The organism is Pseudarthrobacter sp. GQ63 (genome assembly GCF_059758765.1).
Genome location: NZ_JCAXEF010000008.1, coordinates 153,974 through 165,111 on the forward strand (window position 1 = coordinate 153,974; position 11,138 = coordinate 165,111).

Annotated in this window: 13 protein-coding genes and 2 riboswitches; of the genes, 2 read left to right on the top strand and 11 right to left on the bottom strand. The window is 66.2% G+C overall.

The window, feature by feature from the left end; genetic code table 11:
* Positions 1–92: 92 nt before the first annotated feature.
* From fdhD to AC6CHP_RS14390, 9 genes are all read right to left on the bottom strand, one after another.
* Positions 93–968 carry a formate dehydrogenase accessory sulfurtransferase FdhD gene (gene fdhD, locus AC6CHP_RS14350; protein ID WP_188732324.1) on the bottom strand — a complete coding sequence of 292 codons (876 nt, stop codon included), beginning with the start codon at positions 966–968 and terminating at the stop codon, positions 93–95.
* 81 nt (positions 969–1,049) lie between these two features.
* Positions 1,050–2,426 (bottom strand): molybdopterin molybdotransferase MoeA, encoded by a 1,377-nt coding sequence (locus AC6CHP_RS14355; protein ID WP_188732323.1) that lies wholly within the window; start codon positions 2,424–2,426, stop codon positions 1,050–1,052.
* Positions 2,423–2,716: a DUF6457 domain-containing protein gene (locus AC6CHP_RS14360; protein WP_181038097.1), complete on the bottom strand. Its 294-nt coding sequence runs from the start codon at positions 2,714–2,716 to the stop codon at positions 2,423–2,425. The genes AC6CHP_RS14355 and AC6CHP_RS14360 overlap by 4 nt, the downstream gene beginning before the upstream one ends.
* Positions 2,717–2,732: 16 nt before the next feature.
* The gene (gene mobA / locus AC6CHP_RS14365; protein ID WP_498230598.1) at positions 2,733–3,377 is read right to left on the bottom strand and encodes a molybdenum cofactor guanylyltransferase; all 645 of its coding nucleotides are present in this window, start codon (positions 3,375–3,377) and stop codon (positions 2,733–2,735) included.
* Positions 3,378–3,417: 40 nt separating this feature from the next.
* On the bottom strand, positions 3,418–3,918 hold the full coding sequence (locus AC6CHP_RS14370; RefSeq protein WP_066273874.1) for an HNH endonuclease: 501 nt from the start codon (positions 3,916–3,918) through the stop codon (positions 3,418–3,420).
* A gap of 273 nt (positions 3,919–4,191) precedes the next feature.
* Positions 4,192–4,971, bottom strand: a complete 780-nt coding sequence (locus AC6CHP_RS14375) for an NlpC/P60 family protein (RefSeq protein ID WP_188732322.1) — start codon at positions 4,969–4,971, stop codon at positions 4,192–4,194.
* A gap of 157 nt (positions 4,972–5,128) precedes the next feature.
* Entirely contained in the window at positions 5,129–5,824 is a 696-nt protein-coding gene (locus AC6CHP_RS14380) for a C40 family peptidase (RefSeq protein WP_498230601.1), read from the bottom strand.
* 70 nt (positions 5,825–5,894) lie between these two features.
* Positions 5,895–6,068: riboswitch (cyclic di-AMP (ydaO/yuaA leader) on the bottom strand.
* Positions 6,069–6,204: 136 nt separating this feature from the next.
* A complete protein-coding gene (locus AC6CHP_RS14385) occupies positions 6,205–7,029 on the bottom strand; it encodes a M23 family metallopeptidase (protein ID WP_188732353.1) in 825 nt (274 codons plus the stop codon).
* Positions 7,030–7,039: 10 nt separating this feature from the next.
* Positions 7,040–7,256: riboswitch (cyclic di-AMP (ydaO/yuaA leader) on the bottom strand.
* A gap of 132 nt (positions 7,257–7,388) precedes the next feature.
* Positions 7,389–8,084, bottom strand: coding sequence for an iron-dependent transcriptional repressor DtxR (locus tag AC6CHP_RS14390; RefSeq protein WP_104186160.1), 696 nt, complete (start codon positions 8,082–8,084; stop codon positions 7,389–7,391).
* Between the two features lie 280 nt (positions 8,085–8,364).
* Here AC6CHP_RS14390 and serC point away from each other — a divergent pair, with 280 nt between their 5' ends.
* The gene (gene serC / locus AC6CHP_RS14395) at positions 8,365–9,495 is read left to right on the top strand and encodes a phosphoserine transaminase (RefSeq protein WP_377195392.1); all 1,131 of its coding nucleotides are present in this window, start codon (positions 8,365–8,367) and stop codon (positions 9,493–9,495) included.
* A 156-nt stretch (positions 9,496–9,651) separates the two neighbouring features.
* Here serC and AC6CHP_RS14400 read toward each other — a convergent pair whose 3' ends face one another.
* Together AC6CHP_RS14400 and AC6CHP_RS14405 are read right to left on the bottom strand one after the other, a co-directional pair.
* A complete protein-coding gene (locus AC6CHP_RS14400) occupies positions 9,652–10,284 on the bottom strand; it encodes a DUF3027 domain-containing protein (protein ID WP_498230603.1) in 633 nt (210 codons plus the stop codon).
* Between the two features lie 6 nt (positions 10,285–10,290).
* Positions 10,291–10,674 (bottom strand): cold-shock protein, encoded by a 384-nt coding sequence (locus AC6CHP_RS14405; RefSeq protein ID WP_066273868.1) that lies wholly within the window; start codon positions 10,672–10,674, stop codon positions 10,291–10,293.
* Positions 10,675–10,899: 225 nt separating this feature from the next.
* Between AC6CHP_RS14405 and AC6CHP_RS14410 the strand changes: the two genes are divergently transcribed.
* Positions 10,900–11,133 (top strand): hypothetical protein, encoded by a 234-nt coding sequence (locus AC6CHP_RS14410; RefSeq protein WP_498230605.1) that lies wholly within the window; start codon positions 10,900–10,902, stop codon positions 11,131–11,133.
* The last annotated feature ends 5 nt before the right edge of the window (positions 11,134–11,138 follow it).

Sequence of the window (11,138 nt, forward strand, 5' to 3'; positions counted from 1 at the left end):
CGAAACCGTTTGCCCGGCTGTTCCGGACTGTTCCCGGGCCAGCTGCCCGGCTGGATCGATGGTGGCCGGATTGGCGGACCGGTTGGATTGGCCTACGACGGCGCAGCTGCCACCGGCCGCCGTATCCTCCCGTCACCTGCGTAGATGTTGAGGCTGGTTCCCCTGCTGAAGCCGGCGAGTGTCAGGCCGCTGGCCTCGGCCAGCTCTACCGCCAGGCTGGATGGCGCACTCACGGCAGCAAGGACGGGTATTCCGGCCAGCGCAGCCTTCTGGACAAGCTCGAACGATGCCCGTCCCGAGACCTGGAGGACCGTGCCGCTCAGGGGCAGCAGGCCCTCCCGCAGGGCCCACCCCACCACCTTGTCCACGGCGTTGTGCCGTCCCACGTCCTCCCGGAGGCACAGAAGGTTCGCGCCGCCGTCGTCCTCAATCCGGAAGAGCCCGGCAGCGTGGACGCCGCCGGTGTCGTCGAAGAGGCGCTGGGACTCCCGAAGGATGTCCGGGAGCGAGGCAAGCACCTCGGCGGAAACGCTGAGGGGATCTGCGGCGGGACTGTAGTGCGAGGACTTGCTGACGGATTCGATGGAATCAGTGCCGCAAATGCCGCACGAACTGGAGGTGTACACGTGCCGGCCTATGGACGGAGCCTCTACATCCGGCCGCAACTGGGCCTCGACCACGTTGAAGGTCTGCACGCCGTTTTCGTCTTCCCCTGCGCAGAAGCGCAGCGAGACGAGTTGCCCGGAATCCCAGATGACGCCCTCGGCCACCAGGAACCCGGCCACCAGGTCGAAGTCATGGCCGGGGGTCCGCATCGTGACGGAGTAGGACATGCTGCCCAGCCGTATTTCCAGCGGCTCCTCCACCGCAAGGACATCCTCCCGGTACCGGACGGGGAACTCGAGGGCATTCGGCGAGCCATCCAGCACGTACTTGTGCACCTTGCGGCGCTGGGTTACACGTCCCATATCCCACCGTTCCTGTTCATGGTTCCATCATCGCAACCGCCCCGTGGTGGCGCCAGCGCAGCCGGCCCCTCCCGGGCTTCGTCAGCCAAGGAGTTCGCTCCAGTCCACGGGACCGGTGGCGGCCGGCTTTGCAGCTGTCCTGCCTGCCCGTCCGGCGCTGCGCGTCTTCGGCCTTGCATCGGGGCCAGGGGGCGCAGGGATGGGCTGCCCCCAGGGCAGGGCGAAGGCTGGCACCAGCTCACCGAGCTTCACCCCGTGGGGAGGAACAACCATAACGCCGTCAGCGGAGGCCAGCCCCCGCATCATGCCCGGGCCGGTGTGCTGGGCCGGGGAGGCCATCCCGTACAGCAGCCGGAACGGCATAAGGCGGGTGCGCCCCGGCTCCGGCTCGAGAGTGGTTCCGCACGGCACGTCCTGGACCGCCGGCATCTTGCCGTGCCCCAGCGCCGCCAGGAGCGGTGCCCCTACCGTGGACAGCGCAATCATGGCGGCAAGCGGGTTGCCCGGCAGTCCCAGCACGAATCGCCCGTCCGGAAGTTCGGCCAGGACGGCCGGATGGCCCGGACGCATGGCCACGCCGTCGATGATCAGCCGCCCTCCCAGCTCAGCTACGGCCCGACGAAGGTGGTCGGTGCCGGATTTTCCTGTCCCGCCAGTGGTGATGACGACGTCGGCCGGCAGGTCCGGCCCCCCCGGCACCTCCGGGACCACGTCCTCCAGCGCGCCCAGCCACTCAGCATAGGAATCGCCGATCCTCTGCTGCCCGCCGGGGATCCCGCCCAGCATGCCCACCACTGCCGGCAGTTGCGGGCCGAAGGTGTCCCGCACCTGGCCGGGGACGGGCACGCCGTGGCCAACCACTTCGGAGCCGGTCAGCAGCAGCCGGACCAGGGGCTTTCCCTGGACCACAAGTTCGTCATATCCAGCCAGGGCGGCCAGCGCCAGGTGTGCGGGGTTGAGCACCACTCCTGCCTTGACCAGGACGTCGCCCCCGGAAGCCTCCTCCCCCGCTTTCCGCACGTGCTGGCCGGTGCGGGGCTCGCCGGGGCGGGCCGTGCCGCCCGTCATCAGGATGGGCAGTCCGTCCTCGTCCTTGTCCAGCCGGGCACTTTCACTGCGCAATACCGACTTGCCACCCGGGGGGATGAGCCCCCCCGTGGCGATGGGACTGGCCTGGTGCGGGGCAAGAGGCGTACCGGGTTCAACCAGGATCCAGGGTCCGGTGCCGTTCACCGCCCAGCCGTCCATTGCCGATGACGCATAGTGGGGCATGTCCTGCAGCGCCACTATGTCCTGGTCCAGTTTCCGTCCGAGGGCAAGCTCCAGCGCAACCGGCCCGGCGGGAATCGGCTGGGCGGCGTCGAAAGCGGCCTGCCGGGCTTCGTCCCATGTGTGGTCGAGATGCCGGGGCTGGTCAGCTTCGGGTTTGCTCGGTTCCTCCTGGGCGTCGCTGGTCATTCGCCGGGAGTCCCGGCGGCTTCAGCATCGTAGTCGGCGGCCAGGGTGCGGGCCACGGCCAGCGCGGATTCCATGGAAGCGGCATTCGTTGCCTGCCCGGAACCCGACGCCAGCCCAGCGGCATAACCCGCGATAAAGGTGGTCAGCGGTGCCGCCGGGCGGACCACAGAGTGGGCGGCCACACCAGCCAGGGCAAGGATGGCGTTGACGTCCACCTGGACGTCCTCGAGCTCATAGGCCTGGAGCAGGGACCTGCACCACTCCTCCAGCGTTTCATCCTGACTTTTCACGAACGTGCCTCCCAAGTTAACTGCGGCTGTGCCGGTCCTGGCCCTTGTCCTGGTTCCCGGCGGCAATCCCTAGTGCGGCGGCATCATCCCACGTGTCCACGTCTGCCGTGGAACCTGCGGGGACGGTGACAGGCTGCACCTCCAGACTAGCAAGGAGGGAGCGCACGGAGCCGTTGATTAAGGCACCGCGTGACGACAGTTCCGCCGCTGATTTTATTAACCCGGCCGTGCGGTAAATGCCGGCCAGCGGCTGGAGGGTTCCGTCACCGGAACGGGCCACGACGCCGTCACCCCCTCCCGGGACCAGCGCCTCCTTCAGTGCCGCCACGGCGTCCTGGACCAGGGGCATATCGCAAGCCAGCACAAGGGTGTACTCCGTTGTGCTGGTGCCGTGCTGTGCAAGAGCCTCCAGTCCGGCCGCGATGGCTGCAGCCGGCCCCGCGAACTCCGGTTCTTCACGGCACCAGATCAGCCCGGCAGCGGAAGATTCCGGCCGGGGACCCACCACCACGATGCTGGAGGCTCCTGCGGACGCGTCAATCGCACGCTGCAGGAGAGTGGCGTGGTGGAAGACAAGGTCCTGCTTCGGCACTCCGCCCAGCCGGGACGACCCCCCGCCGGCCAGGATGAGGGCATCGAAGGGCAACCGGTTCTCTTCCACTCCCCCAGCCTAGTCACCAAGGGCATGGTGCGGGGTGGGGTCAGGCGGCGCGCTCGGGCAGCAGGAACGGGTCCCAGGCGGGGGTGGGCTTTTCGAGTTCCTTGATCTGCCAGATGGTTCCGTGCGGGGGCTCCGGGACGAACCGCAGCTTCCACCCCATCTCGGCCGGCGTGTGGTCACCCTTAACATTGTTGCACCGAAGGCAGGCGGCCACAAGGTTCTCCCAGGAATCGGCACCGCCGCGGGACTTGGGCTGGACATGGTCGATGGTGTGGGCCGCTTTTCCGCAGTACGCGCACCTGTGGCCATCACGCCTCAGCACTCCGCGGCGGCTGACAGCCGTGGCCTGGTTGTATCTGGGACGGATATAGCGGTTCAGGAGGATAACGGACGGGCGGCCCAATATCTCCTGGGGTCCCACCACGGGATCATCACCCTCGGCAACCACGCTGGCTTTGCCTGTGAGCACAAGCACCAGCGCCCGGCGGAACGTGATGACCGCCAGCGGTTCATATCCAGCATTCAGAACGAGAGTGCGCATGCACGTACCTCTTCACGGCCGCACCCGTCAGGGGCACGAGGGCCGGCTGCCCTCGGCATGTCCGGGCTATGGATCGACACCACAAGAGTAAACATAGATGCGCATTATCAGCTAATTGCGGTTTTCCAAAACTGCCGTGTCGGGTCCATTGGCGGGCGTTCCCCGGGTGGCTGCGGGCTGCACTCCGCCGGCATCGTACTTAAATGGAAGAACCCCTGCCGCGGGGCAGGGGTTCTTCGTGCCGTCCCCAGGGAACGGCTAACGCGGGGCTCGTTAGTTCACGCGGATGAAAACAGGGCCGGAGCCAACGTTGGCGCTGAACACCACGGTCTGGTTTCCGTTGTATCCACCGTGGACAGCCTGGCCGTTGCCGGCGTAGACAGCGATGTGGGCCATGCCCGCGCCACCATCTGCGTAGTAGATGAGGTCGCCTGGCTGGGCTTCCGCGGCGCTTACGGTGCGGCCCAGGGAGAGGTACCCTGCAGGCCAGTCGTGGAAGTTGATGCCCACTGCGGCCAGGGAGTTGGTCACCAGCATGGTGCAGTCCTGCGTGACGCCCAGCTGGGCGTACGCAGCGGAAAGGATGGCTGCGCCCTTGCCGCTGGCGGAAGCGGCAGGAGCTGCAGCGGGTGCAGAGGCGGTGGTTACCTTGGCGGTCACCTTGGGGGCTGCGGCAGGCTGGACGACGGCGGGAGCCGGCTCGGCTTCCTCGACCTCAACAGGAGCTGGCTCTTCCTCGACAACCACAACAGGCGCGGGCGTGGTGGTGACGGCCGGCTTCTCGAAGGTGATGGCGATGGTGGAAGCAGCGGAGATCGGCGCCTCGACAGAGGACTCAACTTCCAGGGTGGCCGGAGCGGAGTCGCGCTGGACGCTGGAGTCAGCCGCGTTTGCAGCGATGCCGCTGGTCAGCACCAGGCCCGAAGCAGCGGCAATAACCGCTGCCTGGCGGCCCATGCCGCCGGCGTTGCCGCCAACAGCCTTGGCGATAACGGCGATTGAGTTGGTCTTGGTGACTTCGGCGCGATGCCGTGCGGTGGCACGAGTAGTCATCAGTTCTCTCTTTCGTTTTCCTCAGGCCGTTGTGGGCACCAAGGGGTTTGGGCGTGCCGGCATCTTGGGGGTACGCCGGCACGCCCCGAACGGGGATGTGGTGTTTGTGGAAAGTGGTGGAGCAAAGAAATAGTTCTTGGGCCCGAAGGCCCAAGAACTATTTGTTGATCGTGAAGAAGGCGGAGCTTCCGGTGGCGGCCACCGAGTGAAGCAGAGTGCCCTGGGAGGGGTTGAGCGCGCTGATCATCATGCCGTTGCCGACGTAGATGCCTACGTGCGCGCCACCGTTCTGCATGACCAGGTCACCCGGCTGCGGGGTGGAGGTAGGCGTCATTGCCGTCCAGGCGTTGACGCGCGGGATGCTGACGCCAGCCTGGGCGTAAACCCACTGGGTGAAGCCGGAGCAGTCCCAGCCGTTGGGGGTGGTGCCGCCCCAGACGTAGGGACGGCCGATGCCGGTGTACGCCAGTGCGGCAATGCCGGAGGTAGAGGCCGAGGAAACCGTTTCGGCCTGCTTCTCAGCTGCAGCTTCGGGGGCCGACGCGGTGGAGGCCGTCCGGGTTCCGGAAGCAGTCCGGCTCTCGGATTCGGTCGACTGTGCCCGCACCGGTGCCGGCTTCGGAGCGGCGGTGGTCTTCACCACGGGACGCTCGAAGGAGACGGTGGCGGTGGGTGCTGCGGTCACCGCGAGGGCAGACTGGGCAGACCCGGACTCGGTGGAAGCGGATACGCCGGCGGTGGTGTCCGCGGCGTTGGCAGGCAGGCCCATGCTGAGGATGAGACCGGAAGCGGCTGCGATAACTGCAGCCTGGCGACCTACTGTCCCGGCATTGGCACTAACAGCCTTGGACACGGTGTCCAAGGGGTTGGTACGAACCGATTGCGCACGGTGGCGCGCAGAATGATGGCGTGAAGACACGAAGGTAGCCTCTCCCAATGCCTGCGAGGTGAGCTGTCGGATTCGGATGGGAGTCACCCGGCCACACCGCTTCCAAGGAAGCTTTGCGACTTAACCCCAAGGCCTTCGCTGAAGCAAAGACCAAAATTGGTTCCCCCGCCCCTGCCAGACGATGAAATGCGAACGGACCTTGAGCGGTGGCAGAGCTAGGCAATCCGCACAAGAGCGTCAACTTCGGAAAAGTTGACGCGAGTTAGACGGTACAGCAGTTTTCGTTGAATGTCACATTCAGGTCACGGCAGGTCACGATGATTCGAGAGTGAACCATCATTTGACTACAGCCAGCCGGTGGGATCGACGACTTCGCCGTTGACCTGGACCTCGAAGTGGAGGTGGCAGCCTGTTGAAGCACCTGTGGTGCCACTGAGCGCCAGGACATCGCCGCGGGAGACCGTCTGGCCCTCGGCGACGCTGAAGGAGGAGAGGTGGTTGTACGTGGTTTCCAGGCCGTTGCCGTGGTCCACGACAACCCGGTTTCCGCCACCGTACTGGTGCCAGCCCACGAACGTCACGGTGCCGGTGGCTGCTGCAAGGACCGAGGTGCCGCACTGGGCCACGTAGTCCTGGCCGCGGTGGAAGTCACCAGAGCCGCCGGTGATCGGGCTGACCCGGTAACCGAACGGGGAAGCAGTGGACAGCGCGGCCAAAGGGGCTCCGAGGCTTCCGGCAGATGCTGCGCGGGACACGGAACCTGCGGACTGCGCGCTGAGCAGCTGCTTCAGTTTGCCGTCGGGATCCGCCTGGGTCACCACGGCAGAGCGGCTGAAGTCGATCTGTGCGCCGGCCTCGGCCGATACCTGCGGCTGCGGAGTGACAGCCGAAGCTGCCACCGGGGTAACGCTGCCGGCATTGTCTGTAGCCATGACGGGGCTGGTTGCCGGAACGGTCACGGTCAACACCAGCCCGGTGGCGGCCAGCGCGATTCCGGCCTTCTGGCCGATCCCGCTGGCGGAGGCAAATTCCGTGATTTGCCGGAAGGGTCCTCGACGGCGGCGTGCATCACGGTGCGGATCGCGGGGGCGTTCCGTGGTGATGACCTCGACAACGCGCGGCGTTGAAACGGGGGCGGCCGCGCGGCGGCGCCCCTTGGGGGTCTGCATGGACAAGAAGGGTTCCTCTCTGGAAAGCCTGCGAAGTTAGCTGTCGGATTCGGGTCAGAGAGTTCACAGACCCGGTCCGCCTGGGCAAGCTCGGCACAGAGGTATCCCCGGAAGGATCCAACGCTGGAAGAGGCTTGCTGCTGACGGACTTCACCCCAAGGCAGTCCCCCGTCTGCCGGTTGTGGTTCCCCCGCCTCTGCCAGTAATGACTCGTGCACCTGATCCGCTGGCAGAGCTCGGCTCCGGATCAGGTAACGCTTTAGTATCTACGCTTGGGTTTTAACTATAGGGCCAGAAGTCCCAAAGTAACAATTCCGTTATCTTTGCCTCTTCTGCCCCAACCGGGGTAGAACGCACGTTTACCGGATGGCAACGAAGACGTGGGCCGCCACTTCCGGTGGCAGCTCCAGGGCGCCCTCTATGCCGGGCACGCGGACCGAAATGTAGTCTCCCACCCGCTCCAGCGAGACTGCGGCCCCGGGGCGGATTCCGCCCTCGTCCAGCTGGACCAGCAGTTCCGGTTCCACCTGGATTGGCTCAGCCAGGCGGCTTACGGTTACCTCGGACGCCGGGCCATAGGACTTCATTGCTTCCAGCAGGCTGATGGCCCCGTCGGCGAAGCCCTGTGATGCCTGGCCGCCGAGGGCAGCCAGTCCGGGGATGGGGTTGCCGTACGGGGACTCCGTTGGGTGGTCAAGCAGCTCGTAGATGCGCCGTTCCACGCGTTCGCTCATGACGTGCTCCCAGCGGCAGGCCTCGTCATGGACGTAGGCCCAGTCCAGGCCGATCACGTCTGCCAGCAGCCGCTCAGCCAGCCGGTGCTTCCGCATCACTTCGGTAGCGCGCTTCCGGCCAACTTCGGTGAGTTCGAGGTGCCGGTCGCCCGAGACCACCACCAGGCCGTCCCGCTCCATCCTGCCAATGGTCTGGGAGACCGTGGGCCCTGAGTGGCGCAGGCGTTCGGCGATCCGGGCGCGGAGGGCCACGATGTTCTCTTCCTCAAGCTCCAAGATGGTCCGAAGGTACATCTCCGTAGTGTCGATCAGATCCGTCATCCAGCTCAGCTCCTCGAGCGCAGTACCTTGCGTTGTCCCACCGTATCGCCTTCCGCGCGACGTAGTCCGTTGGAAAGCTTAGCCTATTTTGACTTTGTCCGAATAGTTGGCGGCCGTCACAACAGGCCGTCTCAATGTCTGGACTATGACGGTGCCGGTTCCCGCCCCAACGCCGGTTCAGGCAGAATGAGGAGGGCCGGAGTTGCAGTCACAGCCGACTGTCCGCCAAGCAACCACCCGTCCGGACCCCAGCCGCGTCCACGCCGAAATTGGAGCACCTGTGAGCGAAAACAGCATCACTATTCCCGCCGACCTCCTGCCCAAGGACGGACGGTTCGGCGCCGGACCGTCAAAGGTCCGGCAGGAGCAGATCGACGCGCTTTCCGCTGCGTCGAAAACCATCCTGGGAACCTCGCACCGGCAGGCTCCGGTAAAGAACCTGGTGGGGTCGGTGCGCGAGGGCCTCAGCCAGTTCTTCCGGGCACCCGAGGGCTATGAGGTGGTCCTCGGCGTCGGCGGTTCCACTGCGTTCTGGGACATCGCCAGCTTCGGCCTGGTGGAGCAGAAGGCCCAGCACCTCTCGTTCGGTGAGTTCGGGTCCAAGTTTGCGGCCGCCACCAACAAGGCGCCCTTCCTGGCTGCCTCCTCCATCATCAAGTCCGAACCAGGTACCCGCCCGGCCGCGCAGGCCGAAGCGGGCGTTGATGTCTACGCATGGCCGCAGAACGAGACCTCCACGGGCGTCTCCGCCCCCGTGAGACGCGTCGCAGGTGCGGACGAGGGCGCGCTGGTGCTGGTTGACGCAACATCAGCCGCCGGCGGCCTTGACGTGGACGTGGCGGAGAGCGACGTCTACTACTTCGCCCCGCAGAAAAACTTCGCCTCCGACGGCGGACTCTGGCTGGGCCTGTTCTCCCCCGCCGCCCTGGACCGCGCGGCCCGCATCAAGGCGACCGACCGCTGGATCCCGGATTTCCTCGACCTGCAGACCGCAATCGACAACTCGCGGCTGAACCAGACGTACAACACACCGTCGTTGTCCACCCTGGTGACCCTGGATGCCCAGGTGCAGTGGCTGAACGCGAACGGCGGCCTGGATTTTGCCTCCGCACGCACCGCGGATTCCGCCGGCCGCATCTACGGCTGGGCGGAATCTTCCGAGTTCGCCACCCCGTTCGTCACCAACCCGGATGAGCGCTCCAACGTCATCGCCACCATCGACTTTGACGAGTCAGTGGACGCAGCCGTGGTGGCAAAGGTGCTGCGGGCCAACGGCGTCGTGGACACCGAGCCCTACCGAAAGCTCGGCCGCAACCAGCTGCGCATCGCCACGTTCGTGGCCATCGAACCGGACGACGTTTCCGCGCTGCTGGCCAGCATCGACTTCGTGGTGGGCAAGCTGCGCAAGTAGCGGGCTCCAGCAGCAGTCCGCGCTGCGGCTCCGTGGTCCCAAAAGCAGCGCACCCAGAAGCAAAGAGCGTTAACTTACGACGGCGCCGCCCGGGGTTAGTTCCGGGCGGCGCCTTTGTGTATGTCGTGGGAAGCGTTCCTTGGCGCGCAGCTTGCCTTAAGGCGTGACGGCATCGTCTTCCGCGGGCTGAGCGGGCGGAAGAGAGGCACCACCGGGGGCGTCGACGGCGGGCTCTGATACGGCATCCTGGCCGTCGTCATCGGCTTCGCCTTCCGCGGGCGCAGCTTCCTGCGCGCCGACTTCCGGTTCCCCTGCCCGGACCTGCTCCGGCTCCTGGTCCTGCTCATCCTCGGGCCGGACGCGTTCAGCCCACGGCACCCATTCCGGGGCGAGGATCGCATCTTCCGACGGCAACAGGCCGAGCTCGCTGACGGTGACCACCTTTGAGCGGGAGTTGCGGGTCAGCACCGCGTACCACTGCCAGCCCAGGTAGCCAGGCAGCCTGGATTCAAACAGGTGCGTCACCAGGCGGTCGCCTTCGCTTTTGGCCGCCAGATGGCGGCCAACGGTTTGTGCGGGCGTGATTTCCTCCACAGCAGCACGCGCCGCGTCCACGGCGGCGGCGAGGAAGGCATCCGGCTTCCCTGTCCGCCATACCGGGACACCCGCGCGGCGCTTGGACGGAGCCTTCGCCCCCGCAGCGGCGGGGCCGGCAGCGGCCGCGCCACCCGCCGTCGTGCTGTCCTGTTCCGGCGGGGCCGGGACCGGCTGTTCAGCTTCCGGGATCATCAGTGCCTAAACGTCCAGCTCGTCGGCAACCTTACGCAGGGCAGCGGCGATGGCCTTGCCCTTGTTGCCTTCCGGGTACTTGCCTGCCGAGAGCGTTCCGGACAGGTTGTCCAGGACAGTCACCAGATCCTGGACAAGGGGGGCAAGGTCCTTTGCACTGGGCCGCTTTGCCTTGGCGATGGAAGGCGTCTTGTCCAGCACGCGCAGGCCAAGCGCCTGGGCACCCTTCCGGCCGTCAGCAACACCGAACTCAACCCGGGTGCCGGCCTTAAGCTCTGTTACGCCCTCGGGCAGCGACGATTTGGGCAGGAATACCTCCTGGCCGTCCTCGCCCGCGAGGAAACCAAAGCCCTTGTCCTTGTCATACCACTTGACCTTGCCGGTAGGCACGTAATCAACCTTCTTCGTTCAGCGTCTTCTGACACGGCCGCCCGCCACCGCATCCGCATTGCTGTGCGGGTTTAGGGTATGGCGGCTGCAGGCCGTGTTGGTCTATCCCCCAAGGTTATCCTGCCCACCGCCCTATTCCTGCTTTTACGTGCCTTGCGGAGGCATTCCGGGGCTCCGTACAGCAGCGTTCACGCCGGAGGGTGCCGGAGCTGTAGCGTTGCGTCCATGACACCCTCGCGTTACCGGCGCACCCTGATGATCCTCGCCGCAGCTGTCGCCGTGCTCTCCCTTGTGGCAGTAGGCACCGTGATGGCCTTGGCCTTCGCCGGGTCAGTGGCCCCCGCCTGGGTCACGTACTCGGCGCTGTACGGCCTGCCGGTCGCGTTCCTCCTGATGCTTTTCCTGGTTCTGGACAGCGTTGCCGGGCGGCGCCGGGCAGGAAAGCCGGACCGGCGGTAACGTTG

Coding starts and splice junctions, on each gene's coding strand:
- fdhD (WP_188732324.1), bottom strand. CDS start 968: ATGGGACGTGTAACCCAGCGCCGCAAGGTGCACAAGTACGTGCTGGAT.
- AC6CHP_RS14355 (WP_188732323.1), bottom strand. CDS start 2,426: ATGACCAGCGACGCCCAGGAGGAACCGAGCAAACCCGAAGCTGACCAG.
- AC6CHP_RS14370 (WP_066273874.1), bottom strand. CDS start 3,918: ATGCGCACTCTCGTTCTGAATGCTGGATATGAACCGCTGGCGGTCATC.
- AC6CHP_RS14375 (WP_188732322.1), bottom strand. CDS start 4,971: ATGACTACTCGTGCCACCGCACGGCATCGCGCCGAAGTCACCAAGACC.
- AC6CHP_RS14385 (WP_188732353.1), bottom strand. CDS start 7,029: ATGCAGACCCCCAAGGGGCGCCGCCGCGCGGCCGCCCCCGTTTCAACG.
- AC6CHP_RS14390 (WP_104186160.1), bottom strand. CDS start 8,084: ATGACGGATCTGATCGACACTACGGAGATGTACCTTCGGACCATCTTG.
- AC6CHP_RS14400 (WP_498230603.1), bottom strand. CDS start 10,284: ATGATCCCGGAAGCTGAACAGCCGGTCCCGGCCCCGCCGGAACAGGAC.
- AC6CHP_RS14410 (WP_498230605.1), top strand. CDS start 10,900: ATGACACCCTCGCGTTACCGGCGCACCCTGATGATCCTCGCCGCAGCT.